This is a genomic window from Enterococcus sp. C74, assembly GCF_040887125.1.
Classification (GTDB): Bacteria; Bacillota; Bacilli; order Lactobacillales; family Enterococcaceae; genus Enterococcus_B; species Enterococcus_B hirae.
The window spans coordinates 218,792-244,514 of the sequence record NZ_JBFOFA010000002.1 but is presented as its reverse complement, the minus strand read 5'-3'; the positions used below and the strand labels follow the sequence as shown (position 1 = coordinate 244,514).

Sequence of the window (25,723 nt, the reverse complement as noted above, 5' to 3'; positions counted from 1 at the left end):
TTAGAAATGACTAATAACTGACGTTTCAACTATTGTTTATTGGAGATGGGGAACCTCATTTGATATTTTTTATAAACTCTATAGGAAGTTTATTAGTAAGAAAATCCTAACCGTTACTTTCCACAAAGTGAGGGAACGATCAATACAAATTTTAGGAAATAGATAGTACGAACAAAGAAAAGCCTTTAGTAAATAACGAAATAAAACGCCCACAAAGTTAAATGTTGTGGGCGTTTTATTTTCGGTTACTTCAACTCAACATTAAAATCTTTGAGTAGTTTTAGCGCTTGATCGCCATGCTTGTTTTCAGAAACAAAAGCTGTATCCACTAAAAAATCAGCTTCTGGAAATACGCTTTGTAAAGCAATGGTATTCGATAAGACACAGAGATTCGTTTCTGTACCAACGACTTCAATGTGCTTTTCTTTTTCATCTTGGTCAAAAGCTTCTTGTTTAATCTCAAGTAAGCTTTCCGGTGGCATCGTGAAGTAGTATTTCTTGACGACTTTTTCATTTTCTTTAGGAGCAAGTGTAGGAATGATTTGCAAATCTTCGCCTTCTTCATCCTGCTCTTTTCGCTCGACTGGTATATCTCTGGTAAAAAGAATATATTCGTTTTTTTTACGTGCAGCTTCTAAACGTGAGTGGATTTGTTTGATTAACTTATCTGCGTGCTGAACATAATATTTACTCTCAGGATCTAGAATATGATTTTGCATATCGACGATTACTAACAATTTTGTCTCCCTCCTTAAACCTTAATAATAATTGTTGATAATATACGCTACACCAGCTTCTTCATTTGTTTTGGTTACTTCATCCGCAATATTTTTTACCTGTTTCTGTGCATTTCCCATCGCAATACTTGTTCCACTGACTTTTAGCATCGCAATATCATTTTCCTGATCACCAAAGGCAACGATCTCATGAGGATCGATTTCCAAGGTCTCAGCTAAAAAGATTAATGAGTGAGCCTTTGTTACATTTTTAGGTGTGATTTCCAAAAAATGGGGGTCTGAAAAGACGGAATCAATCCCTTCACTTTTTAAATCTTGTTGCAGTTTTTGCAATTTTGATTCATCTTTATCTGTTAATGCCAATTTTAAATAGCTGACAGATGGATCTTCTAATAACTTAGTGATTTCAGGAAATGTCTGATTTTGTAAATTGAAATGTTGGTAGTAGGGATCATCTTTCACCAAATTTGACTCATCAAAGGTTAATTGATCATCTTGAGTTTCTCGACTAGCAATAATTGATATTTTTGCCTCTTGTGCTAAGAAGAAGGCCCGTTTAAGGGTAGCAAGCTCAATTTTAGAACGTTTCAATACGTGAAGGATCTCGCCTTTCATCATCTTTGCCACGAAAGAACCATTAGATGAAATCAAATAGCCGCCGATCCCAAGTTCTTCAAATACATCTTTAGCAGAGATGCTATTTCTACCAGTCGCAATCGTGACGATCCCACCATGTCGATCAAAGTTTTGAAGTGCCTCGATATTTTCTTTTGGTATCTTTCCATTCCGATCGAGTAAAGTACCATCTAAATCAATTGCTGCTAATTTCATATTATTCGCTCCCTTTATCTATTGCTTACTCTAAGGTTAAATGAGAATTTCCTAAAATAAAAATAAAATGCTTTGTGTTTTTGAATTTTTTCAAAAAATATTCTTAGTTTTCATTAGACATATATAGGTAGTATTCCACATCCTATAATTGAATAAATAGGCAGAAAAACGATTAAGTTAACGTTTTCAATTCGATAAAAAAGGTTTATTTTTATGAATTATTCAATGAAAATGAAGCATATCTTTTGCTTTAAAGTTTATTGAGGCATATTCTGGATATAGAAAAGGTTAGAAAAAGATTAGAAAAAGGAGTGATTTTAATGGAGATGAAACAAGGTATCGTTCCGGTAGTAACTGCTTCAGATGAAAATTACGCTCCTTACTTAAGCGTGATGATTGCCACTGTACTGGAAAACTCCACTAAAACAAGACACATTTATTTTTATGTCATTGACGACGGTATTTCTGAATATAGCAAAGAAGGACTTAGACAAACGGTTAAAAAACATTCAGACAATGCAACGATTCAATTTTTAACAGTTGATAAAGATATCTACGAAGATTTCCTAGTAAGTGACCATATTACTACTACAGCATACTTAAGAATATCTTTACCTAAGATCTTAGCTAAATACGACTATAAAAAAGTGCTTTATTTAGATTCAGATATTTTAGTACTGGATGACATCGTTCATTTATATGATCAACCATTAAATGGTAAAACGATTGGAGCTGTCATCGATCCAGGTCAAACGAAAGCTTTGAAACGGTTAGGAATTGAATCAGATGCTTATTATTTTAATTCAGGCGTGATGGTTATCGACATTGATCGTTGGAATGAAAAAATGATCACTGAAAAAACAATCAATTATTTAAAAGAAAATGGTGATCGAATTATTTACCATGATCAAGATGCGTTAAATGCAGTTCTGTATGAAGACTGGGAGCAATTAGAACCAAAATGGAATATGCAGACTTCCTTGATTTTTGAACGTCATCCTGCTCCAGATGCTGCGTATGAAAAATTATACAAAGCAGGAAATGAATCGCCGTCGATCGTTCATTTCACAGGGCATGACAAACCATGGAATACGTTAAAAGATCATCCATATACAAATGTCTATTTAAAAAAATTAGCGCATAGCGTTTTAAAGAAAGTGGGAGAGGTAAATGAATAGAAGAAAAGAAATCGCAATCGTATCAAGTTGTAATACCAAATTTGTGCCTCATCTAGCGGCGCTGTTCGTTTCAGTATTAGAAAATAGTGATCCAAAAGTTTTTGTACGATTTTATGTCATTGATGACAACATTGATAATGAAAGCAAACAATTATTACGTTTCTCTGTTAAGAATTCTCGTATGAATACAGAGGTTGAATTCTTGAAGATCAACAAAAAATTCTTTGAAAATGTAGTAACAAGTGATCGTATTCCGGAAACTGCTTACTATCGTATTGCTATTCCTGAGTTATTTAGAGGAAAAAATGTCGAACGTCTTTTATATATGGACTGTGACATGATTACCGTAAAAGATGTTACACCATTATGGGATCTTGAATTTAACGGTGCGATCTTGGCCGCTGTAGAAGATGCTGGTTTCCACCAACGATTAGAAAAAATGGAGATTCCAGCAAAATCAACACGCTACTTCAATTCTGGATTGATGCTCATCAATGTTGAAAAATGGTTAGAACAAGACATTACTAAAAAAGTTCTAACATTCATTGAAGAAAATCCTGAAAAATTACGTTTCCACGATCAAGATGCGTTAAATGCAATTTTACATGATCGTTGGATTCCATTACATCCAAAATGGAATGCTCAAGGATATATCATGGCAAAAGCGAAAAAACATCCAACACCACAAGGAGAAAAGGAATACGAAGAAACACGTAAAGATCCATCGATCATCCACTTCTCTGGTCATGTTAAACCATGGAGTAAAGATTTTGAAGGGCCAACTAAAAAATACTACGATAAATATGCAAACATGACAGCTTTCCGTTGTGTCGCAAAATTTCCTAAATATCCACTTTATGCCAGAATCAATCGTAACACAGAAGTGAGCCGCTGAGGAAAAATGTCGTAACTTATATATAATCTGAAGGAGATGATGATGATGGAAATCACGATGACAAAACATGCGATGGAGGCATTGACAAAAAAAGTAGGAAAAGATTCAAAAATTGCTTTGGCATTGATTGATTCTTCAGATCCGTTTTTAAGAGATAAAGGGGCTTGTGCAAAAGGCAGTTTTTTCCAGATTATTCCTTTCTTTGTAGAATTTGGGAAATACGTCAATAAAATCGAACATCCCACTCTGGAAATCTACACATCTAAATTAGAGCAATCTTATTTAGGTAGACATTTGAATCTTGCCTATGACCACCAATTAAACAGTTTCTCTTTAGAAAATGAGATTGTTGTCTTGGATCGTAACATTAAATTAAGTAACTGTTTCTTTAGCTAACATCCTTTGTAGAAAGGGAGATTGATCATGCTGGACTATTACTTTATTGGAAAAGAGAAAGTAATAACGACAGACAAAAACAACTATAATTGGCTCGTGATCGACAGTAGTGACACTAAGGAAATCGAACAGGTGATTGAAAAGTATCGTTTACCAAAAGATATCTTTGTTGGAACTTCTCTACCAGAAGAAGTTTCAAGAATCGAAGAGCTTGTGGGGACGAATTTGAACCATCCGATTTCCTTAGTGCTACTGAATTTGTCCAACCAGGAGCAGAAAATCGAGAATCGATTAATGCCTATTTCGTTTATTTATTCGGATGAGTTATTGATTAGTTGTATCGATAAAAAAACGGACTTTTTTGATCGAGTATTAGCAAAACATGGGAATAAGATTAATTCTTTTGAAACACTTATTGCATATTCTGTCTTGAACATCTATACCCATTACGTGAAAGAACTAACAGAAATGAAAAAGAGGATTGATTCCCTCGATCAAGAAGCGCGTAAAACGACGGAAAACGAAGAACTATATAAGCAAGCGGATTTAGAACGGGACATTGTTTATATTGACCATACGTTGAGAGATCAAAAAGAGACTTTAGATACCTTATGGCAATCAGAAGATTTTGTTGAGAAATTAGCTGATGCTCGTCTACTTTATGACATCCAATTGAGACAAAGACAAACAGAAAAAATGATTTTGATCTATCGTGACTTGTTAGAAAGTATTGGGGATCTTTTTAATGGAATGATGGACAATCATTTGAATCATCTAATGAAATATCTTGATTCGGCGGCATTAGTGATCTCTGTTCCAGCATTGATTGCAGGGATTTGGGGGATGAATACTGGCGGATTACCTGGTAAAAGCTCTGGCTTAGCCTTTTTATTAGTTATCTTTGGCTCGATCGTTGTTGCAGGAGCTGTAGGCTACCATCTTTACCGAAAAGATTATACAAAATAAAAAAGTACCAAACTATGAGGAGGATACACATGACAGAACCAAAATTAATTGATCCACGTAAACTTTACCATACTGAGGAATTTCCTAAACAAGATCAGGATACACCAGCATTACAAAAAGAAATGCAACCAGTTCCTGACTGTGGAGAAGAATCTTATGAAGGATCAAATCAACTAGAAAATCGCCGTGTTCTGATTACTGGCGGAGACTCAGGGATCGGGCGCGCGGCAGCTATTGCTTTTGCAAGAGAAGGGGCAGATATCGGCTTGCACTTTTTCCCAGGAGAAGAAGAAGATGCCAAACAAGTAGCTTCCTATATTGAAAAAGCAGGACGAAAAGTTGTTTTACTACCATATGATCTTAGAGACGAAACAGCGCCTAAAGAAATCGTTGAAAAAGTTGTCAGTGAATTAGGTGGCTTAGATACATTAGTATTAAATGCGGGACAACAAATCTCTTGCCCGGCTATTGAAGAAATTCCATTAGAACAAGTGAAAGATACCTTCATGGTGAATATCTTAGCGATGTTTGCGATTGTTAAAGAGGCGGTTCCGCATATTCCAGCAGGAGGGGCAATTATCAACACTACTTCTGTTCAAGCGTTCAATCCAAGTGAACATCTTTTAGATTACGCTTCCACGAAAGCAGCTATTGCAAACTTTACAATTGGCTTAGCAAAACAATTAGCACCAAAAGGCATTCGTGTTAATGGAGTAGCTCCTGGTCCTATTTGGACACCACTACAGTTAGACGAAGGACAACCGGAAGATTCTATTCCTGAATTTGGCCAACAAAGCTTGCTTGAACGTGCCGGCCAACCAGTAGAATTAGCTCCAGTTTACGTTTTCTTAGCTTCAAATAAAGCGAGCTACGTTACTGCACAAATTTATGGTGTAACTGGTGGGGAAGCTATCAACTTATAAAAAATGGGAGGTGCCAGGATGAATAAAGGGACTAAAACAATTGGTGTCATTTTTTCTCTGCTACTTTTGTCTATTCTACTATTTGTCGTCTTGATCAGTGCGGTCTATCCTTTACCATTGATGCTTGAACGATTCCGTTTCTTTACAATAACGAATTACTATATGCAGCAATATATTTTTTGGGTAGCAGTCGGCTTAGCGATTCTACTAATTATTGCATTATTGATCGTCATTTTTTATCCGAAAACGATTGGAACCTTCTTATTGAAAAAAGGGGACGGCGAATTAACGTTAGATAAAAAAGCGATTGAAGGTATGGTTCGTTCACATTTACATGAAGATGAATTCATTCACTCACCTAAGGTCAATATCAAAGCCACAAAAAATAAGATCGCAGTTACAGTTAAAGGTGAATTAAAACGGACTTCTTCATTGATCGGGAAAACAAGAATATTGATGAATGAAATCGAAAAAGAAGTGAAACAGTTACTCGGCACAGACGAGCAAGTAAAAGTGTCGGTGAAGTATACAGGTTACCAAGCACCTACCAATAAATATCAAACAAACGAACACGCTCGTGTGGAATAAGGAGGGGCACAAATGAATGAACTTTTTGCTGCTTATAAGCTTCCGATCATTTGCGGGGCAATTGGGTTGATTCTCGCCGTACTATTGATTACAGTGGGATTCTTTAAAACCTTGTTGCTGATCCTTATGGCGATCATTGGCGTGGCGGTCGGAATGTATTTAAAACAAACGAAAATTTTTGATCATAAATCTTAGGAGGAAATTCTATTATGGATAACAACAAAACAAACAACCAAAACAAACCAGTATCTGCACATCCAGATCCAACGACACCGAACAATGCAAATGGTGTTCATGATGCCAAAGATAAAACAGCACCCGTTTCAGCACATCCAGATCCGGTTGTACCCAACGTTGAAAACAAAGTGGCTCATGATAAAAAAGAAAACGAAGGACAATCAGGACAACAAGGGAAACATGAAAATTCTAGTAAACCACAAGAACATCATGGAGATCAGCCAAAACCTCCAATGCCAGGGCATACACCACCTAAGCCAGAAGCCCCAGCAAAAGATCCAAAAAACACAACGGAAAACGGTGAATCTATGAATGGTGATGTGACATATGAAGATAAAGTCATTCAAAAAATCATAGGCATCTCCTTAGAAAAAGTGGATGGATTATTAACAGCTGATGGTGGCTTCTTCTCTAACGTGGCAGAAAAATTAGTCAACACTGATAATGTAACAGCCGGTATTGACACGGAAGTTGGGAAAAAACAAGTCGCTGTTGATCTTAAGATCGTTGTTGAATACGGCAAAGACATCGAAGAAATTTACCAACAAATCAAAAAAATCATTGCCAAAGAAGTTCATGAAATGACACATCTAGATGTCATTGAAGTCAATGTCGATGTGGTCGACATTAAGACAAAAGAAGAATATGAAGCAAACAGTGAAACAGTTCAAGATAAATTGACAAATGCGGCAAAAGCCACAGGAGAATTTGCATCTGAACAAACGGAAAAAGCCAAATCAGCAATTGAGCAACAAAAAGAAAATAACCAATAATCAACTGATTCAAGCACGAATTAGCTGTTCGTTCAGTCGCTAAGTAGTTGAAAGCGAAGTAACTAAAAATTAGTTTATTTATAGAGTCAATAGAAGAGACCGAGACAAGTTTTTGTCTCGGTCTCTTCTATTTTTGGCTAAGGCTCCTTTTTTAATGGTAAGTAAAATGTTTTACATAACAAAAACAGCTTCTGTCTTTTAGTGTTTGTCCATTGTGAAAAAGTGACATTACATATTCTTGTGATTCACATTAAACTTAAGAAGTAGGGTTTTATTGAAGTTTTTCCATAAAAATAAACGTAAAAGGGGCGAATTGGGAGAAAAGAAAAAAAACTTAAGAAACATAACGTTTTAACTTTACTAAATTGGCAGAAACAAAGGAAGAAATCAAACATAAGTATGGCATAAAAAGGAGTCTTTCTTATGAGAAAACAGACATTACTTTTCTATTGCCATTTAAAGATATAGCCTTAAAAGGAGGAGTACATTGAAAACCAGAAAAAAGTTATTACATAGTACATTAATATTAGCGCTAGCGCTTGGACAAACCAGCGGGACAGTTGTTGAAGCTGTTTCGATGTTAAGTTCAGTGGGAAGTATTGATGTCAAGAAAATTTCAAAAATGAATGAAAAGAAAACTACGACCAAGAAAGAAGTAAAAAAAGACGAGAAACGCACGAAGGAAAAAAACACCGAGAAAGACAAAAAAGTTGCTGGTTCAACAGAAAGTAATAAAATAAAAAGTTCAATTGAAAGTTTTGCTAATCCGACATTTGAATTACCAATACCTGTTGGAGCTGACATTATAGCGGCATCTACTGACTCAGAAAAAGAAATTGGAAAAGCTGTAAATGAATTTCTTTCTAAAAAGTTGAATCTTATGATAGATAATTCGACAGATGATTTTAAAGTAGGCGATACAATTACTTATAAAATTCCTGGCGTCTTTCTAGGTGGGAATACGAATGGAGCTGAAATCATTTCTAGTGAGTTCAGTGATTTCTGGGAGAACTGGGAAAACTCTAGTAATTATAGAGTCACTCTTCTAAATATTTTAAGAGGTACATATGCCTTGTTTTATGTTACTAGTGAATCAGAAAGTGGAAATTGGCAAATGAAAATTACCACCTCTGATCAAGCTAAGGGACTTTATTATGTAGCACCTTCAGATAATAATTTATATGTTACCTTTACGCGACTAAAAGTAGCTATTCCTCAAAAAGAAGTATTCAAAGTAAGTAAGTTCCCTTATAGTAATATCAATCATGATTATGGGGTAGCTTATACTACTCGTTATGTTCCGATGACGTTTAACGTTGATTTTCCTAAAAGTAAAGGAACGCTTAAGGCAGAGGTAAAAGATGGTCCTCATGTGGTCGAAGAAAAGAGCTCTCCTAAACCAGAAGATTATGTAGAGGTGAAAGATAGCCTTGGAAAAGTGACTTATACATGGATAACAAAACCAGATACAAATAAACTAGGAAATCAAAACGTTAAGGTATTAGTGGAAGATGAAACAGGTCGGTCAAAAGAACTAACATTTACGATGACAGTTAAATCTCTGCTCACAGTAAAAAAGGAAGCAGGTGAAATCTATCAATATTCTCTTTTGCCAGATGTCAATGATTATTTTGAGGTAACCACGGAAGGATCCTATACGCTTCAATGGTCTAATAACCCAAATACAATGACAGCAGGAATACATAAGTGGGAAGCTACAGTAAGAACCTCTGATAACCGAGAAATAACGAAATCAATAACCATGAGAGTGCTGCCACATCCTGAGTTACAACTAAAATTAAAACCGATTGAGGATCGTACCGTAACCTTGGTGGAGTCGTCTGATACGTTAGCCAATACGTTTAAAAACTATATTGAAGAGGCAACACTGTTAGGGGAACCTGTAGCGATTGATGATCTTGAGTTTGTTGCGAACGAATCGTCCAAGACTGAATTTCAATCGGTTGGTACCCATGAAGTACGCATCACTGTGCAAGCGAAGCATCCTAATTCTAATGTTATGATCAAAGGATCTGGAACTACTACCGTGAACGTACTATGGGGTAATACCATCTTAATACGTTCGGTTGATGGCTATTCCGCCGGAGCTTTTGCGTTAGATGGTAGTAATTCTAATAATGCCCCAGCTACGCTATCGATTCGTCAGGGCATTGCGTCTCCTTTAAATGAAGGAGTTGGCGATATGACCGATCCATTTGGTCTTTATTATCGTTTGGAAATCTTGCGTAATGGCAATGAAATTTACAAACAAGAGGTGCCGAAACGTGCCACGTTACAAGAAATTATGAATGATTATGGTGATGCTAATAACAACACTACGGTACAAATGAATGATATTATCCAAATCACATATCCAAGCAAGACACCTAATGCTTCGGTTGTGATGATTAAGGAAAAAGAAAATGATTTTACGTATGGTACGGAGATCGCCCGTTACCGCGTGACTCCTTATGGGTTTGATCCAGCACCTGTCATGACGGCAGAAAGTGCGGAAAAAGCGTTCGTTTTAGGCGAAGACGTGAAGCAAACGAATTTGAATGAACTAGTAAAAAATGTGCGGATCAACGGTGGGGTAGCGGACAATGAATTTTATACAGTAGAACCTCTTGATGAGTTTGATACCAGCACGATCGGTAAACGAAATATGCGGGTCAAAGTCACGACAAAAGATAAACTTGCTTCTGAAATCATTGAGATTTCTTATCAAGTGAAATGGGGAGACACTTTTGTTATTAAAGGTTTGAAAGAGGCAACAGTTGGTGCGTTTAGTTTATTGAAGAATCAAAATCAATGGCAAATCCAAGCTTCTCAAGGAGTGGACGGCACAAACTTAAATGATCCGGTGGATAATTATTTTGGGCGTGATACCTACTATTCTATCGAAGTTTTACAAGGAGCTACCAGCAAGTTCCGTTATGAAGTGGCAGGTAATCAGTCGATTCGTGAATCCATCCAGGGATTCAATAATGGGCAACCGTTGACGGTCAGTAATGGCGACGTGATCAAAGTGTATCATGCCGATCCTCTTGGGAAAAATCTTTTAATGAAAGATGAATTAGTCAAGGATTATACGATTGGTTCCAATTATGCCTATTATGAAGTCACTGACCATGGCTTGGAACCAATTTTAGCGGTTGCGGCTGATTCGATGGCTCAAGAATTTATCTTAGGTGAAGATAGTAGTAACGTTGATGGTGCGAAGTTGATCAATAGCATTACGATTAATGGAACGGCAGTGGGAAGTAATCAATATACAGTCAAACAAATGAGTGATTTTGATACTTCGGTGGCAGGATCACAAACGATCAACGTGCGTATTGATACGAAAGATGGACTCGTTTCAAAAGAAATCGAGGTTCCTTATGAAGTTAAATGGAACGATACGATTTTGATGAAAGCTCAAAATGGACAATCAGCCGGGGCGTTTTCATTACATTCGGGGACTTCCAGTACGAATCGTGTATTAGTCTTTAACCAAGGATTAAAAACCGATCTCAATGCACCTATTAGTACCGATTCTTCGCTTTATTATTCCATTGAAGTATTGCGAGACGGGCGTTCTGTCTATCTACAAGAGGTACCGGGACGTGCTTCTCTCCAACAGGTAATGGACAATTTCGGGACGAAACAAACGTTAAATGTCCAAGCTGGTGATGTCGTTAAAATGTATCATCCTCAACGTTCAGAAGGTAGTTCAGTGTTAATGGTAGATGAAATGGAAGAAGATTATACCTACGGGTCGCAATATGCCTACTATCGAGTAACATCCTATGGTTTTGAGCCGATGTCAGTGATTGAAGCTGTTGGCTCCAACAAAGCATTCTCATTAAAGGAGAATACGAAAACGACGGACTTGAGTCAATTGTTAGCACAAGTATCGATCAATGGCGAAATCGTTACGAATGAAGACTATACAGTGGAGAAACTTTCTGAATTAGATACCGCAACTGTGGGCAAAAAGGAGGTCAGATTAAAACTGACGACAGCCGATGAGACCGCAGATATCGAACTGGATGTTCCTTACGAAGTGGTTTGGGGAAGTACCTTCTTGCTTAAAGGATTAGATGACCAGAATGTGGGCGCTTATAGTATTGTGGAACAAGATGGAGAGTGGACGATCCAAGCTGGCAAAGGAGAGGATTCCACCGTCTTAACCAATCACGTGAATAACGTTTTTGGTCGCGATACTTACTATCGGATCGAAGTAGTAGCAAGTTCAGAAAATCAACCGAAGGAAGGATCTGGTGTAACCGTTGAAAATATTATGGGCTTAGATCCGACGACTCGATTATCGGAACAAATAAAATACCAGTATGATGTGACTGGAAACATGACTGTGGGTCAGGCCATTAACGGGTTTAATAATGGACAGCCGTTGTCAATTGAAGAAGGGGACATCGTAAAAGTTTATCATGCAGAGGCGAAGAATAATTTATTGATGCGAGATGACTTGACGAAAAATTATACAGCGGGTTCAAATTATGCCTATTATCAAGTAGCCAATCAAGAATTTGAACCGATCACTGAGATGAAAGCTGAAACAGTTTCGCAAGAATTGACATTAGGCGAAGATGCCAGTGATATTGATGGAATGGATTTGATCAAAAATGTCACTTTTAATGGTCAAAAATTAGATACGACATTATATGATGTCGAACAAGTTTCTGACTTTGATACGAATACCGCTGGAGCGAAGATGTTAACAGTGAAATTGTCTACCTCAGATGGTGTCACTTCTACAGATGTGGAAGTACCTTACGAAGTCAAATGGGGAAGTACGATCCAGCTCAAAAATAAAAAAGGTGAAACCGTTGGTACTTTCGGCTTAACAAAAGACAAAAAACAATTGAAACTCCAGGCGTTACAAGGAAAAGAAGGAACGAACTTAGCTAGTCGAGTCACTGAAGTCAACGATGCAGATGTGTATTATGGGATCGAAGTCTTTACAAATAACACTAGTAAATATAAATACGAAGTGCGCGGCACACAAACGATTGCTCAAGCAATCGAGCGATTCAATAGTGGGGAGCCATTAAAAGTTTCTGCAGGGGATCAAATCAAAGTGTATCATACGGATCCAAGCGGGAATGTCTTGATGGCAGAAGAAACGGAGCAAAATTATACCTATGGTTCCAATTATGCGTATTATAATGTGACCGAATACGGCTTTGAACCGACTGGGGACTTTACCGTGACACCGGCAGAAGCAAAAATAATCATTAATACCAAACAAGTGGATCTTAAAGATCTCTTGAAAGAAGTGAAAGTCAACGGGAAAGAAGTACCGAAAAACGCCTATACAGTGAAATTAGATCCTGAAACCGAAATCGATACTTCAAGTTTAGGAAATCGTGTCGCTAAATTAGTGGTCAAAGTTGACCGCTCTTACGGTGGATTTTCTACTGAAACTGAAGCGACTTATGAGGTGGTGAAAGAAGGAACACCAGGAGCGTTAGGAGAAAGTTCAGGCGAAGGAAATACAGAAGAAGAGACCAACGCGGAAGGTGAAGGAACAGAAGAAGCAAACGGTGGTAACTTACCAAAAACCAATGAAACCAAAAATGCAATGTTCCCACTTTTAGGTACCGCGCTAATTAGTTTGGTAGGAATGTTTCTGCTTTGGAAAAAGAAAAAACCAAAAGAAGAACCAAAAAAGTAGTATAATCCTATTGAAATAAATAAAGCACTCATTAGTTGTCGTAAAACTTCTAATGAGTGTTTTTTAGCTCTTTGTCACTGAGTTGTCTGACTTACCATTTGCACAAATAAAGCCCATGTCATCCTCTATGCAAACATGAGGATAACATCCATCGTCTATCAATATCCGAATAGAATTCTTTAGTAAGCTTTGGAAAATAGCTTTTCAACTATTTTATTATATGTATAACTAAAATTATTGTTATTATAACAAAATTAAAAATGATATCTGCTTAACTAAACGTACATATCGGTTTCAAGTTACTACGATAATCATCCTGTTGAAATTTATTCATTAACCACATCTAGAGGGAGGGTGAATTCTATCTAAAGTGAATTTTATTGTAATATCAGTTTTTCTCAGCATTTTTACTATCTGAAATGAAACGGAAAAATCAATGATGATTCATCAATCCCATAAATATCAGTTTTTTTCATTTCCTTTTACATTTATAGTACAATTTAAAAAATAACGATTTGAAGTAAGTCTATTTTTCCTGGTTTGTTGGTAAAATATGACATTGTACGATAAAATAATTCCTTATATGCTTCTTGATGAAAGAAAAATTTTTTTCTTAATAGAGTAATCAAGGGAGGATTATGTTGAAAGATAAAAAACGATTATTGAAAAGTGCGTTGATTTTTGCATTGATACTCGGTCAAACGAATAGTGGGACTATCGTGGGAGCAGGTTCGATGTTGCCTACAAATGAAAGCAGAGCTATAAGTCAAAAATCAAAAAGAACTGAAAAAACAAATCAGGGAAAAGAAAAAAAAACAAGTGAAAAAGCAGATAATAATAACCTAGTAGATCCAGAAGATGATCAAAAAAATACAACAATTTCTTCTAGAGACTCTGTGCTAACCAGTTATCAACGTGGAGAACTTAGGAAGACAGCTTCTGCGTATGTAGGGGTATATTTGAATAGTATAATAAGAGTTGCAATAAACGAGAGAAACTTAAATTATAAAGTAGATGAACAAGTAATTTTAAAATATAAACTTGTTCCAGACTTTGATTATAGCAAACAGATAGGTCTTACAGAACCAGCTTATGACCCTGATCTCCCTCGTGATGGCGTTCTGATAAAGAGGGACACAATATATTTATTACCTCAAGGGGCACCACATAATGGAACTGTTTCAGAAGGTAAACATTTTAGTGTAGATTCAAAAAGCGGAAATTGGCGAATGAAATTGGTTAAAGCAGATGATTGGGGTTATCATGTTACATTCACTCGTCTGAAAATTGCGCCAAACCAACCCGAGATTTTCCCTATGGAAATCTTTTATTACCCTACTTACTATTTGGGGATAGTTAAAGAATATGATGCAATTGATTTTTCAGTAGATTTTCCTGATGCAGAATCAAGTATTGGGAAATTGAAAGCTTCAATAAAAGATGGCGTACATACGCTTAAACAAGGTGATGAGGTACCTAAAGCTGTAGAATATATTGAGTCAGTAGAGAATACTCGAGGAAATGTAAAATATGAATGGAAAACATCTCCTGATACGAGTCAGCCAGGAGTGCAAGAAGCGAGAATAGTAGTCAGTGATGACTCTGGACGAACGCTTGAAGTCACTGTGCCGATTACGATTATGCCTTTGCCGCTAGAGATGTTACCAAAAGCAGGAGAACATAAAGTCATACAATATGGTGCTGTTCCAAAAGCAGCCGATTATTTTAATGTGGTGAATCATTATGAAGAGTCTACATACAAAGTTGAATGAGTCAAAGCCCCTGATATGAATCAAGAGGGTATTCAAACTTGTCTGGCGAAAGCGACCTCCTCAGATGGGCGTACTGCAGATAGTGCAGTACAAATTGAAGTTATCTCCAATCCAGGTTTAGAAGTTAAATTAAAACCATTAGAAGAACGAATATTAGGAGTATCCTACCCTTCTTTAAGTTCAAATTTTAAAAATTATATAGAAGAAGTGACACTGTTAGGTGAGAAAGTAGACGTTAATGAGTTAGAATTGCTCGTGGACGAAACAACCGATACAAATTTTCAGACTATTGGTCAAAAAGAAGTAAACATTACAGTTAAGAAAAAAACTTCTGAGGCGAGTGTCTGGATTAAAGGGACAGGAACCACTACAGTCAACGTATTATGGGGCAATACCATCTTAATGCGTTCAATTGATGGCCATTCTGCAGGTGCTTTCACTCTTGATGTCAGTAACTCAAATAATGACTCCGCTGCTCTTTCGATTCGCCAAGGATTAGAATCACCGTTAAACGTGGCGGTAGGAAAATTACAAGATCCATTTAAACTGTATTATCGGTTGGATATTTTACGTAATGAGAGAACGATCTATACGCAAGAAGTAACAAATCGGGCAACTTTACAAGAAATTATGAATGCTTTCGGAGATAAAGAGAATAAAATAGACGTTAAAATAGATGATATCATCCAAATCACACACCCAGGGAAAACAGCTAATAGCTCGGTCGTGATGATTGATGAAGAAGAAAAAGATTTTACATACGGAACAGAGAATGCTCGTTATCGTGTAACAGCGTATGGTTTAGACCCAGCACCCGTAATAACAGCTGAAAGCGCAAGAGTATTTTTTTAGGCGAAGATATCAACCAATTGAATCCACAAGAGTTCATCAAAAATATACGTCTTAATGATCAATTAACTTCGAATGAACAGTATAAAATCAACCTTATCGATGGGGGGGATACTCGAACAGTTGGTAAGCAAACGATGAGAGTCAATATTACCACAAAAGATGGTTTAGTCTCTGAAGAAGTTGAAGTCACTTATCAAGTGAAATGGGGTGATACTTTCGTTCTAAAGGGGTTGAAAGAATCGACTGTTGGTGCATTCAGTTTACTAAAAAGTAATGATCAATGGCAGATTAAAGCTAGCCAGGGCGTAGAAGGTACAGAATTAGACGAGCCAGTCAATAACTACTTTGGTAGAGATACCTTTTACTCCATTGAAATTTTACAGGGGACAACTAACAAGTTCCGTTATGAAGTGATAGGCAATCAGTCGATTCGTGAATCCATCTACGGTTTCAACGAGGGAAAACCGCTGGATGTCAATGAAGGTGACGTGATCAAAGTGTACCATGCCGATTCTGTTGGGAAAAATCTATTAATGAAAGACGAATTAGTCAAGGATTACACGATAGGTTCCGATTATGCGTATTATGAAGTCACTGAATATGGCTTGGAACCAATTTTAGCGGTAGCGGCTGATTCGATGCCTCAAGAATTTACCTTGGGTGAAGACAGCAGTAACGTTGATGGATCGAAGTTGATCAATAGTATTACGGTCAATGGAACGATAGTGGCTAGTAATCTATATACAGTCAAACAAATGAGTGATTTCGATACTTCGGTAGCTGGTTCACAAACGATCAAGGTACGTATTGATACGAAAGATGGGCTGGTGTCAAAAGAGCTTGACGTTCCCTATGAAGTCAAATGGGGGAAAACTATTTTGATAAAAGCTCAGAATGGACAATCAGCCGGGGCCTTTTCATTATATGCGGGAACTTCCAGTACGAATCGGGTATTAGTCTTTAACCAAGGACTAAAAACCGATCTTAATGCACCAATTAGTACCGATTCTTCACTTTACTATTCCATTGAAATAGTGCGTGAAGGGCGATCTGTTTACTCGCAAGAGATACCGGGTTATGCGACTTTAGAAGAGGTAATGGCTAATTTTGGCTCGAAACAAAAATTGAATGTCCAAGCAGGTGATATCATAAAACTATATCATCCCCAACGTTCAGACGGTAGTTCTGTCTTACTGGTAAATGAAACAGAAAAGGACTATACCTATGGTTCTCCATATGCTAATTACCGCATAACTTCTTATGGTTTTGAGCCCATGCCGGTAATTGAAACTGTAGGACCAAATAAAGTTTTTTCTTTAATGGAAAACACTCAAAATATAGACTTGAGTCAGCTATTAGCGAATATAACAATCAATGGTGAACGGGTGGAAAGCAAAAATTATAAGATTACGCAACTTTCTAAAATGGACACCTCTACTGTTGGTAAAAGAGAAGTCAAATTAAATCTTAAGCCAGAAGATGGCTCAGCAGATATTGAACTGGATGTTCCTTATGAAGTGGCTTGGGGAAGTACTTTCTTACTTAAAGGGTTAGATGACCAGAATGTGGGCGCTTATAGTATTGTGGAACAAGGCGGAGAGTGGACGATACAAGCTGGCAAAGGGGATGATTCCACCGTTTTATCGGATCATGTGAATAGTGCCTTTGGTCGCGATACTTACTATCGAATCGAAATAGTAGGAAATCCAGAAAATCAGTCCGAAGAAAAAACAGGTGTCACTGTCGAAAATATTATGGGCTTAGATCCGACTACTCGATTATCGGAACAAATAAAATACCAGTATGATGTGACGGGCAATATGACAGTGTGGCAGGCGATCAATGGGTTTAATAATGGCCAACCATTACCGATTGAGGAAGGGGACATCGTTAAAGTTTATCATGCAGAGGCGAAGAATAATTTATTGATGCGAGATGACTTGTCGAAAAATTATACAGCGGGTTCCAACTACGCCTATTATCAAGTGGCCAGTCAAGAATTTGTTCCCATCACTGAGATGGAGGCTGAAACAGTTTCGCATGAATTTACCTTGGGCGAAGATACCAGTGACATTGATGGAATGGATTTGATTAAAAATGTCACTTTCAATGGTCAAAAATTAGAGACGACATTATATGATGTCGAACAAGTTTCTGACTTTGATACAAATACCACTGGACAGAAAATGTTAAAAGTGAAATTGTCTACCGCAGATGAGGTGACTTCTACAGAAGTGGAAGTGCCTTACGAAGTGAAGTGGGGAAGTACGATCCAACTAAAAAATCAAGATGGCGATACTGTAGGTGCCTACAGTTTGATAAAAGAAAACAAACAAATCAAACTCCAATCATTACAGGGAGAAGACGGAAGTGACTTATCGAACCGTATCACAGAATATGATGACATGGAAATTTACTATGGGATTGAAGTTTTTACAAATAACAGCAGTAAATATAAATACGAAGTTCGCGGTACGCAAACAATTGAACAATCGATTAATCGATTCAATAGTGGGGAACCATTAAAAGTTTCGGTGGGAGATCAAATTAAAGTGTATCATGCCGATCCAAGTGGGAATGTCTTGATGGCAGAAGAAGAAGAGCGAAATTACACTTATGGTTCCAATTATGCGTATTACAATGTGACTGAATATGGGTTTGAACCAACAGGAGATTTTACCGTGACACCAGCAGAAGCGAAAATAGTTATCGATACGAAACGTGTGGACCTTAAAAATCTTTTGAAAGAAGTTAAAGTCAATGGCAAAGAGCTGCCGAAAACTGCTTATACGGTTGCATTAGATCCTGAAACAGAAATCGATACTTCTTCTTTGGGGTATCGTGTTGCTAAACTAGTCGTGAAAGCTGACCGTTCCTATGGTGGTTTTTCTACTGAAACTGAAGCGGCTTATGAAGTGGTGGAAAAAGGGACGGATGGTGCTTTAGAAGATGGTACAGAAGATAGCATGACTGAAGATAAAGAGATCACAGGAACAGATTCAGAAAAAAAGAACTCAAATGGAGACAATACAAGTGGCGCAAAAAATGGTAATTTACCAAAAACCAATGAAACAAAAAATACGGTTTTTACTGTATCAGGTGTCTTGATTGTTATTTTAGCGGGAATCATCCTGTTTTGGAGAAAAAGAAAAGCAAATAAAAATTCTAAAAAATAAGATAATCAGTTATTAAAAAGCCCACGTTAGCTAGACTACAGCTGACGTGGGCTTTTTTGTCGGTCTTCAGATTGATTAGAAAGTAGTTAGCTTTCATTGGTGTCACTCAACTAAAGAAATGAGCTACTCTCTCATTTGGCTTGTATCTTGATATTCGAGGATATCACCTGGTTGGCAGTTTAAAACTTCGCAAATCTTATCGAGCGTAGAAAACCGAATCGCTTTTGCTTTACCATTTTTTAAAATAGAGATATTAGCCATCGTAAGACCTACTTTTTCACTCAGTTCGGTCACGCTCATTTTTCGCTTGGCTAACATGACATCTAAATTGATAATAATAGACATTCGACACCTCACACTGTTAGATCATAGTCATTTTTTAAATAAATGGCTTGTTTAAGTAAATCAATCAAAATGCTTGAAAGGATGTAGATAAAAAAAGGGATAAAGAGTAAGACGAAAGCGATGAGTAGGATTCCTGGACTATCGCTCATATCAGCTATTTGGTAAAATTTTGGCAAAATACCAAATGCAAGGATCGTGATACATAAAAGGCAAGATCGGATTTTACTGCTAAGCTTTAGACTCTTTTTAGTAAAAGTTTCCTTTGAAGGGAAGGTTTTGACTAAGCGGAGCAGGAAGAAATTGAGCAACAAAGTCACTAGAAGGATCAGGTAAAGAACTAGAATAAATAGTGTAGTTTGCCAGTTGCTAAATGGATTTGTAGGATTTGTACTCAATTGAATAGTTAATAGCGTTCCCAAGAGAAGGGGAACAAAACAAAAAACAGAAACGATTAATTGGATAAAGAACAGTTTGGATTTCATAAAATGCCTCCTAAATTTTTATTAGTATAGCATGAGGTTTGTTCATTATCAATAATTATTTATCGATAAACGATAAATAAAAGGATGGACAAACGCCTTTTTCAATAAAGAAAAGGCGTTCTAACGAATCATATTATATTTTAAAGCTGTAAAACTATTACTAAAAATGGACTATTTCTCATTTAAACAATGTATTCCCTAACCACTAATACATCCTTGTAACCCTGAAGTTACGCCAGTGGGATTAAATTTCATCAAAACAAATCAAAATCTCGCATAAAATATTTATCGCAATAGATTAATTATAACATATCATTTGCAAAAAAGATATTTAATTTAGATTACATTTACGATAGTTTTAAATAACAGAACTTTTAAGGAGAAAAACGTATCATTATCATGTTTATACCCTCCCAAATCTAAAGTAAATATGCTAAAATCACAAATAACAACGAAGATCATGATTGGTTGGGAAAATTTATTCCTATTTTTCGTTATTAAAATTAGGTGTACAAATAACTAATTGTTTTATTTTGTTTGGTTGTGGGGAGTTGGGAAATAAAATACGTTAGTATAAATTGTTATATAAGTATGGATAAAAATTTCAGATAAAATTATTAAGTTGTTAGGGGAAGTTTAAATGAAATTAAATGAAGAAAGTTTATTTATCCTAATTTTGATTGGTCAGCTTTACACTGTTTTTATGGCTCTTGGTTATCTAAGGAATCTTTTATCAAATAAAAAATTTCAGTTGTTTTCGTTTATTAGTGTAATCGCTTATATTACTTTATATCAATGGATCAATATCATTGCGACCGTTATCTTATGGGCTGGGTTATGTCTAAGCATCTATTTTATTGATCGAAACATTGATATAGCGATATTTTATCCTTCAATTATTTTATTTTTCTACATATTCATTGATGGAACAGCCAAATATCTATATAAAATTTTAGGTTGGGATATCAGCGATTTTTTAACAGCTGTTTTAGGAACAGGTTGTTTATGGATCGTTACTGTTTTTCTAAAAAAAATGGTCATACCAAAGATTATTAGGGATAAAACGACTTTAAAAATAGCGGCCATCGTTGTTTTTTTTACGATTATTGTTTATTTTATTAACATTTGTAGTGATCGTTTTTCTGTTTTAGCAAGATTCCTAGTTATCAGTAATGAATTATTTACGGTTCTTTATGGTGTAATGTCTACCATAATTTATTGTGTACTACTTTTTATCAAGAAAAAAGAATTTGAAACACGAGAGCAGCAAAAAGAAATGCGTCACCTGATTGAATACAGTGAACAGATCGAAAATAACTATCTTGCGTTACGAAAATTCAAACACGATTATAAGAATATTTTGTTTTCAATAGAGGACTATATTCAAACAAAGGATATTGAAGGGCTACAAAAGTATTTTTATCAAAGTATCAAAGCTACTGAAACGATTTTTGAAGAAAACAATCTCCCAATTGCTTCGATTTCAAATCTTAAAATTAGAGAGATAAAAAGCATTATTTTGAGTAAATTATACGTGGCTAGCCAAAAGGGTGTCGAAGTAAACGTAATGATTCCAACACCCATTACGGATATCGCTATCTCAACAGTCACACTTGTTCGTATGCTAGGGATTATACTGGATAATGCAATTGAAGAATCAGACTTTTTAGAAAAGGGAAAAATTGAATTGACTATTATGGAGGAAGACAAAAATTGTTTTTTTGTCTTAATGAATCAATGTCGTTCGAGTATTCCTAAATTACATGAATTGAAAAAAGTGAATTTTACTACTAAAAAAGGAAATCAAGGACTAGGTCTAACGAATCTGGACGAGCTTGTTCATTTGAACGAGAATGTTTTTTTAGAAACAAAAATTGAAAACAATCGCTTTATACAAATCATAACGATTAGTGGAATGAGGGGCTAGTAATGTTAAAAATATTTGTTTGTGATGATGAAATTGCTCATCGAAATAAGCTTACTCGGATGATTACAAATTATTTATTGATGAAAGACTATGATGTTCAATTCCAATTTGCTACGGATGATCCAATGATGATCTTGTCGTTTATTTCAAAACATAAAACAGAAGGAATCTATTTTTTGGATATTGATCTAAAAACGGATTTAAATGGGATCGAGTTAGCAAAAAAAATCAGAGATTACGACCCAACAGCAAAAATCATTTTTGTGACAACTTATACAGATCTAGTCTATTTAACTTTTTTATACAAAGTAGAAGCATTAGATTACATTGTCAAGGATAATATGGATACTTTTCAAAAGAGAGTGACGGAATGTATTGACGTCGCAATTGAACGCTATTTGAATACAAATCTGGAAACTAGACCCCAAATTTGGATTAAGAATGGTCCAATTGATGTAAAGTTATATGTCGATGAGATATTTTATTTTGAATCTAGTCCAACACCCCATAAATTGATCGTCTATTTAGATAACCGCAGAATTGAGTATATAGGGAAGATCAAAGAAGTAGAAAGTATGTATGAGGTATTTTGTCGTTGCCATCAATCTTATGTAGTTAATCTGATGAATGTGAAAGAAATCAATAAAAAAGAACGAGTGATCACTATGTCCAATGGAGCAAAATGTTTAGTTTCTACTCGTCATTTAAAGAAAGTAGTAAATCAGTTCAAGAAATTAACCAGTTGTTGATTACATCTCCAGGTATTCCGCACTTTTGATCAAATAACGTTCACTTTTGATAAAACCAACTATCTTATAAAAAAACAAATATAATATAGATGAAAAGGAGCGGATCAAATGTCGGAAGAATCTATATCTTTAGAAGAAAAAGTTTCAAAAACAATTAGTAAGCGGATAGGAAGACAATTACAATTGTCAGAAATTGACTTGGCAAAAATGGAATATGGATTAGCTGTTCTTCTGGTAATTAGTTCAAAGATATTTTTTATCTACTGTTTAGCTGGGTGTCTTCATATTATTCTGCCGGTTTTGACTACTCATTTGGCATTTACACTAATGAGAAGAACAACAAAAAGTTTTCATGCAAGAGATAGTAATGTATGTACGGCCTTAAGTCTATTTTTCTTTGTCTTATTACCATATCTAGTTACTACTTTTGCTGTAGATGTCACAAGAGCCAGCTTTGTGATCTGCAGTCTCATGATTTGCTTGATCTTGTGGTTCAAAGGAATAGTGATCGCACAAAAATCGGCGAAAAGTTCATTGCTAAATGGAAAGAGCCAGATGATAGTGGTCAGTTTGTTCCTAACTATTTTTGGTGGGATTCAATCAAGTAACCGTATTCGTACCTTACTGTTGTTAGGCATGATGATCTCAACCCTTTTAATGTTTGTTCAAAAAAGAAAGGATGAAGAAAATGTTAAAAAAAATTAGCTCAAGAAAATTAAAATATATGCAAATTTTAGCAACTGTTGCTATTGCTGTTGCTACAGAAGCTATAGGTAAAGGAACAATGTGTACAGGAATTATTTATGAACCAAAAGTACCTGAAGCATTGAAACAAATCGAAAAATAAACTTGTAAATCGAAATACTAGTGGAATAAAAAGAATTCATCATACGAAATAAGTCTTAGGATCAAAAATAGTAGTTGCTATTTTGACCCTAAGACTTATTTTTTTCGATAATTTTGTAAGAGCAAAACAAATATAAAAAAGAAAAAAGATTCCCATAATGTCGTTGTCCAACTAAATTCTTTTGAAATTCCAAAAAATAAATTCCCTGCATTAGAAACGATTAAATAAATTAAGGTAGTTATTAGAGCATAAATTATTTTCTTTACCATAATCTCACAACACCCCTTTTTTCAAAAACATGGCTAAAGCGTTCCATTTCTTCAAATGATCTTTACTTAAGTATAATTCATTTAAAAGATATTTGGAAAGAAATTTTATCTGTTTTTTACAGATAAGAAAGAAGAAAAAGAGTAGGAAACGATAAATATTAGAAAATTTTCATAGCAACTGATAGTTTTTTGTAATAATAACTGAGCATTATCTTTGCATTTTTTAATGTAGACTACTATCCTTTAAATATACCCAATAGAAAAAAGGCAACACAGTCTATTGGAGGGAAACGTTATTTATGAATGATTGTCATAGAAAGTGAAAAAAGGCTATTAGTATTAGCATGGCATGGTAGCGCTTTCTATTAAATCTTGTAAATAACATGTGTGATCACGGTCAATTAGAAGTAGGAGGTGGAGAATGAATAAAGGGTGGAAGATCGTCGGTATTCTTGCAAGTTTATTCTTGCTGACGGTGCTTTTAGGGATTGCGTTGATCAACGCACCGTATATGATGCCAGAACAGTTGGAACGTTTTCGATTTTTTGTCATAACGAACTACTACGTGCAACAATATCTATTTTGGACAGCTGTCGTTTTTGCTATACTTGTGCTTATTTTGTTATTAGTTGTTCTTTTCTATCCAAAATCCAAAGGAACGTTTGTTTTAAAACAAAAAGATGGAAAACTGACTTTAGACAAGAAAGCAATCGAAGGGCTTGTGCGATCACAATTACATGAAGAAGAATTTGTTGGTTCACCAAAAGTTCGAGTACGCTCAACAAAAAATAAAATCAATGTCCATGTAAAAGGGGATTTAAAACGAACATCCTCTTTAATTGGTAAAACAGGAGAATTGATGCGTGACATTGAACAACAAGTGGCACGAGTACTTGGTACTGAACAAAACATCGCTGTAGCTGTTACTTATAGTGGGTTTGAAGATTACGACAGTAATGCACACAAGCACGCTCGAGTAGAATAGGAGGGGCCCATCATGAAAGAGATATTTTCAGCGTACAAGCTCCCTATTATCTTCGGGGGACTTGGCTTACTGTTAGCTGTTTTATGGATAACAGTTGGATTTTTTAAAACACTTCTAATATTAATCATGACTGCTATAGGTGCAGGCATTGGTTTTTATTTGAAAGAAACAAAAATATTTGATCAATTTTTTAAATCTTAGGAGGAACTGGACATGGAAAACAAAGAAATCAAAAACACAAATACAATGACATCTGAGAATAACCATATTTCACGTGGAGAATTAACTTACGAAGATAAAGTAATTCAAAAAATCATCGGTTATGCTTTGAAAGATGTTGATGGTTTATTAACATTAGATGGCGGTTTCTTCTCAAACATTGCTGAAAAATTAGTGAACACGGATAATGTCACAGCAGGAATCAATGCAGAAGTTGGTAAAAAACAAGTAGCTGTTGACTTAGATGTAGTTGTAGAATACGGAAAAGATATTGAAAATATCTATGATCAAATTAAAGAATTGATCAGCCGTGAAGTGAATGATATGACACATTTAGATGTAATCGAAGTGAATGTGAATGTAGTTGATATCAAAACACAAGAAGAATATGCAAAAGATCAAGAAACTGTCCAAGACAAAGTGACAGACGCTGCTAAATCAACTGGTCAATTTGCTTCAAAACAAACAGATAAAGCAAAAGCAGCTATGAATAAAGGAACACAAAAAGTGAAAGAAAACACTGAACCACGTGTTCAGTAATTGATTGTTAGTAAAAGAAATTAGGAGGAAATTAAAATGGGATTTATTTGGTCATTAATCGTCGGTGGTATTATCGGAGCAATTGCAGGGGCTATTACAAATAAAGGTTCTTCAATGGGAATCATTGCTAACGTAGTCGCAGGTCTAGTTGGATCAGCGATCGGACAAGCTTTACTTGGCACTTGGGGACCAAGTATCGGGGGCATGGCAATCGTTCCATCATTGATTGGTGCAATCATTCTTGTATTGGTCGTATCATTCTTTGCTCGTAAACTATAAGAAATTGATCGGATCATTTGATCGATCATAAATAAAATCAGAAGCTGAGACAATTATTGTCTCAGCTTTTTTTATCT

Annotated in this window: 24 protein-coding genes; 20 read left to right on the top strand and 4 right to left on the bottom strand. The window is 35.7% G+C overall.

The window, feature by feature from the left end; translation table 11 throughout:
• Positions 1 to 245: 245 nt before the first annotated feature.
• Together AB3H93_RS03935 and AB3H93_RS03930 are read right to left on the bottom strand one after the other, a co-directional pair.
• Positions 246 to 737 (bottom strand): isochorismatase family protein, encoded by a 492-nt coding sequence (locus tag AB3H93_RS03935; protein WP_010719076.1) that lies wholly within the window; start codon positions 735 to 737, stop codon positions 246 to 248.
• Between the two features lie 21 nt (positions 738 to 758).
• Entirely contained in the window at positions 759 to 1,568 is an 810-nt protein-coding gene (locus AB3H93_RS03930) for a Cof-type HAD-IIB family hydrolase (protein ID WP_368020178.1), read from the bottom strand.
• Positions 1,569 to 1,888: 320 nt separating this feature from the next.
• Here AB3H93_RS03930 and AB3H93_RS03925 point away from each other — a divergent pair, with 320 nt between their 5' ends.
• The 12 genes from AB3H93_RS03925 (at position 1,889) to AB3H93_RS03870 (ending at position 19,004) form a co-directional block, all read left to right on the top strand.
• Positions 1,889 to 2,746 carry a glycosyltransferase family 8 protein gene (locus tag AB3H93_RS03925; protein ID WP_368020177.1) on the top strand — a complete coding sequence of 286 codons (858 nt, stop codon included), beginning with the start codon at positions 1,889 to 1,891 and terminating at the stop codon, positions 2,744 to 2,746.
• A complete protein-coding gene (locus AB3H93_RS03920; protein ID WP_034698121.1) occupies positions 2,739 to 3,641 on the top strand; it encodes a glycosyltransferase family 8 protein in 903 nt (300 codons plus the stop codon). The genes AB3H93_RS03925 and AB3H93_RS03920 overlap by 8 nt, the downstream gene beginning before the upstream one ends.
• A 45-nt stretch (positions 3,642 to 3,686) precedes the next feature.
• Positions 3,687 to 4,037, top strand: coding sequence for an iron-sulfur cluster biosynthesis family protein (locus AB3H93_RS03915; RefSeq protein WP_010719080.1), 351 nt, complete (start codon positions 3,687 to 3,689; stop codon positions 4,035 to 4,037).
• A gap of 27 nt (positions 4,038 to 4,064) precedes the next feature.
• Entirely contained in the window at positions 4,065 to 5,003 is a 939-nt protein-coding gene (locus AB3H93_RS03910) for a magnesium transporter CorA family protein (RefSeq protein ID WP_010719081.1), read from the top strand.
• 29 nt (positions 5,004 to 5,032) lie between these two features.
• On the top strand, positions 5,033 to 5,926 hold the full coding sequence (locus tag AB3H93_RS03905) for an SDR family oxidoreductase (protein WP_010719082.1): 894 nt from the start codon (positions 5,033 to 5,035) through the stop codon (positions 5,924 to 5,926).
• A gap of 18 nt (positions 5,927 to 5,944) precedes the next feature.
• Positions 5,945 to 6,514: an alkaline shock response membrane anchor protein AmaP gene (gene amaP / locus AB3H93_RS03900; protein ID WP_368020176.1), complete on the top strand. Its 570-nt coding sequence runs from the start codon at positions 5,945 to 5,947 to the stop codon at positions 6,512 to 6,514.
• 12 nt (positions 6,515 to 6,526) lie between these two features.
• Positions 6,527 to 6,709 (top strand): DUF2273 domain-containing protein, encoded by a 183-nt coding sequence (locus tag AB3H93_RS03895; protein ID WP_010719084.1) that lies wholly within the window; start codon positions 6,527 to 6,529, stop codon positions 6,707 to 6,709.
• 14 nt (positions 6,710 to 6,723) lie between these two features.
• Entirely contained in the window at positions 6,724 to 7,524 is an 801-nt protein-coding gene (locus AB3H93_RS03890) for an Asp23/Gls24 family envelope stress response protein (RefSeq protein ID WP_034698113.1), read from the top strand.
• 487 nt (positions 7,525 to 8,011) lie between these two features.
• Entirely contained in the window at positions 8,012 to 13,204 is a 5,193-nt protein-coding gene (locus tag AB3H93_RS03885) for an LPXTG cell wall anchor domain-containing protein (RefSeq protein ID WP_368020175.1), read from the top strand.
• 641 nt (positions 13,205 to 13,845) lie between these two features.
• Positions 13,846 to 14,976, top strand: coding sequence for a Rib/alpha-like domain-containing protein (locus AB3H93_RS03880; RefSeq protein WP_368020174.1), 1,131 nt, complete (start codon positions 13,846 to 13,848; stop codon positions 14,974 to 14,976).
• Positions 14,977 to 14,991: 15 nt separating this feature from the next.
• Entirely contained in the window at positions 14,992 to 15,828 is an 837-nt protein-coding gene (locus AB3H93_RS03875) for a hypothetical protein (RefSeq protein WP_368020173.1), read from the top strand.
• A 17-nt stretch (positions 15,829 to 15,845) separates the two neighbouring features.
• Positions 15,846 to 19,004 carry an LPXTG cell wall anchor domain-containing protein gene (locus tag AB3H93_RS03870; protein WP_368020172.1) on the top strand — a complete coding sequence of 1,053 codons (3,159 nt, stop codon included), beginning with the start codon at positions 15,846 to 15,848 and terminating at the stop codon, positions 19,002 to 19,004.
• Between the two features lie 123 nt (positions 19,005 to 19,127).
• Here AB3H93_RS03870 and AB3H93_RS03865 read toward each other — a convergent pair whose 3' ends face one another.
• Together AB3H93_RS03865 and AB3H93_RS03860 are read right to left on the bottom strand one after the other, a co-directional pair.
• Positions 19,128 to 19,349, bottom strand: a complete 222-nt coding sequence (locus AB3H93_RS03865; RefSeq protein WP_010719089.1) for a helix-turn-helix transcriptional regulator — start codon at positions 19,347 to 19,349, stop codon at positions 19,128 to 19,130.
• 8 nt (positions 19,350 to 19,357) lie between these two features.
• Positions 19,358 to 19,831 carry a DUF2975 domain-containing protein gene (locus AB3H93_RS03860; protein ID WP_010719090.1) on the bottom strand — a complete coding sequence of 158 codons (474 nt, stop codon included), beginning with the start codon at positions 19,829 to 19,831 and terminating at the stop codon, positions 19,358 to 19,360.
• A gap of 640 nt (positions 19,832 to 20,471) precedes the next feature.
• Here AB3H93_RS03860 and AB3H93_RS03855 point away from each other — a divergent pair.
• The 8 genes from AB3H93_RS03855 to AB3H93_RS03820 all read left to right on the top strand — a co-directional run bounded on the left by AB3H93_RS03855 (position 20,472) and on the right by AB3H93_RS03820 (position 25,646).
• Positions 20,472 to 21,758, top strand: a complete 1,287-nt coding sequence (locus AB3H93_RS03855) for a sensor histidine kinase (RefSeq protein WP_368020171.1) — start codon at positions 20,472 to 20,474, stop codon at positions 21,756 to 21,758.
• Positions 21,759 to 21,760: 2 nt separating this feature from the next.
• Positions 21,761 to 22,507, top strand: a complete 747-nt coding sequence (locus AB3H93_RS03850) for a LytTR family DNA-binding domain-containing protein (RefSeq protein ID WP_034698101.1) — start codon at positions 21,761 to 21,763, stop codon at positions 22,505 to 22,507.
• Positions 22,508 to 22,615: 108 nt separating this feature from the next.
• The gene (locus AB3H93_RS03845; RefSeq protein ID WP_096709081.1) at positions 22,616 to 23,212 is read left to right on the top strand and encodes an accessory gene regulator B family protein; all 597 of its coding nucleotides are present in this window, start codon (positions 22,616 to 22,618) and stop codon (positions 23,210 to 23,212) included.
• Positions 23,196 to 23,354: a cyclic lactone autoinducer peptide gene (locus AB3H93_RS03840; RefSeq protein WP_063627151.1), complete on the top strand. Its 159-nt coding sequence runs from the start codon at positions 23,196 to 23,198 to the stop codon at positions 23,352 to 23,354. Before AB3H93_RS03845 ends, AB3H93_RS03840 begins: the two co-directional genes overlap by 17 nt.
• A 690-nt stretch (positions 23,355 to 24,044) precedes the next feature.
• The gene (gene amaP / locus AB3H93_RS03835; protein WP_010737641.1) at positions 24,045 to 24,608 is read left to right on the top strand and encodes an alkaline shock response membrane anchor protein AmaP; all 564 of its coding nucleotides are present in this window, start codon (positions 24,045 to 24,047) and stop codon (positions 24,606 to 24,608) included.
• 12 nt (positions 24,609 to 24,620) lie between these two features.
• A complete protein-coding gene (locus AB3H93_RS03830; RefSeq protein ID WP_010719095.1) occupies positions 24,621 to 24,809 on the top strand; it encodes a DUF2273 domain-containing protein in 189 nt (62 codons plus the stop codon).
• A gap of 45 nt (positions 24,810 to 24,854) precedes the next feature.
• The gene (locus AB3H93_RS03825) at positions 24,855 to 25,367 is read left to right on the top strand and encodes an Asp23/Gls24 family envelope stress response protein (RefSeq protein ID WP_225792589.1); all 513 of its coding nucleotides are present in this window, start codon (positions 24,855 to 24,857) and stop codon (positions 25,365 to 25,367) included.
• A 36-nt stretch (positions 25,368 to 25,403) separates the two neighbouring features.
• Positions 25,404 to 25,646: a GlsB/YeaQ/YmgE family stress response membrane protein gene (locus AB3H93_RS03820; protein WP_010719097.1), complete on the top strand. Its 243-nt coding sequence runs from the start codon at positions 25,404 to 25,406 to the stop codon at positions 25,644 to 25,646.
• Positions 25,647 to 25,723 lie beyond the last annotated feature (77 nt).

Excerpts from the sequence above, each read along its gene's own strand:
- AB3H93_RS03855 (WP_368020171.1), top strand. The coding sequence starts at position 20,472 with ATGAAATTAAATGAAGAAAGTTTATTTATCCTAATTTTGATTGGTCAG.
- AB3H93_RS03890 (WP_034698113.1), top strand. The coding sequence starts at position 6,724 with ATGGATAACAACAAAACAAACAACCAAAACAAACCAGTATCTGCACAT.
- AB3H93_RS03850 (WP_034698101.1), top strand. The coding sequence starts at position 21,761 with ATGTTAAAAATATTTGTTTGTGATGATGAAATTGCTCATCGAAATAAG.
- AB3H93_RS03830 (WP_010719095.1), top strand. The coding sequence starts at position 24,621 with ATGAAAGAGATATTTTCAGCGTACAAGCTCCCTATTATCTTCGGGGGA.
- amaP (WP_010737641.1), top strand. The coding sequence starts at position 24,045 with ATGAATAAAGGGTGGAAGATCGTCGGTATTCTTGCAAGTTTATTCTTG.
- AB3H93_RS03925 (WP_368020177.1), top strand. The coding sequence starts at position 1,889 with ATGGAGATGAAACAAGGTATCGTTCCGGTAGTAACTGCTTCAGATGAA.
- AB3H93_RS03910 (WP_010719081.1), top strand. The coding sequence starts at position 4,065 with ATGCTGGACTATTACTTTATTGGAAAAGAGAAAGTAATAACGACAGAC.
- AB3H93_RS03915 (WP_010719080.1), top strand. The coding sequence starts at position 3,687 with ATGGAAATCACGATGACAAAACATGCGATGGAGGCATTGACAAAAAAA.
- AB3H93_RS03845 (WP_096709081.1), top strand. The coding sequence starts at position 22,616 with ATGTCGGAAGAATCTATATCTTTAGAAGAAAAAGTTTCAAAAACAATT.
- AB3H93_RS03920 (WP_034698121.1), top strand. The coding sequence starts at position 2,739 with ATGAATAGAAGAAAAGAAATCGCAATCGTATCAAGTTGTAATACCAAA.
- AB3H93_RS03840 (WP_063627151.1), top strand. The coding sequence starts at position 23,196 with ATGTTAAAAAAAATTAGCTCAAGAAAATTAAAATATATGCAAATTTTA.
- AB3H93_RS03875 (WP_368020173.1), top strand. The coding sequence starts at position 14,992 with ATGAATCAAGAGGGTATTCAAACTTGTCTGGCGAAAGCGACCTCCTCA.
- AB3H93_RS03905 (WP_010719082.1), top strand. The coding sequence starts at position 5,033 with ATGACAGAACCAAAATTAATTGATCCACGTAAACTTTACCATACTGAG.
- AB3H93_RS03895 (WP_010719084.1), top strand. The coding sequence starts at position 6,527 with ATGAATGAACTTTTTGCTGCTTATAAGCTTCCGATCATTTGCGGGGCA.
- AB3H93_RS03865 (WP_010719089.1), bottom strand. The coding sequence starts at position 19,349 with ATGTCTATTATTATCAATTTAGATGTCATGTTAGCCAAGCGAAAAATG.
- AB3H93_RS03930 (WP_368020178.1), bottom strand. The coding sequence starts at position 1,568 with ATGAAATTAGCAGCAATTGATTTAGATGGTACTTTACTCGATCGGAAT.
- AB3H93_RS03860 (WP_010719090.1), bottom strand. The coding sequence starts at position 19,831 with ATGAAATCCAAACTGTTCTTTATCCAATTAATCGTTTCTGTTTTTTGT.
- AB3H93_RS03825 (WP_225792589.1), top strand. The coding sequence starts at position 24,855 with ATGACATCTGAGAATAACCATATTTCACGTGGAGAATTAACTTACGAA.
- AB3H93_RS03820 (WP_010719097.1), top strand. The coding sequence starts at position 25,404 with ATGGGATTTATTTGGTCATTAATCGTCGGTGGTATTATCGGAGCAATT.
- amaP (WP_368020176.1), top strand. The coding sequence starts at position 5,945 with ATGAATAAAGGGACTAAAACAATTGGTGTCATTTTTTCTCTGCTACTT.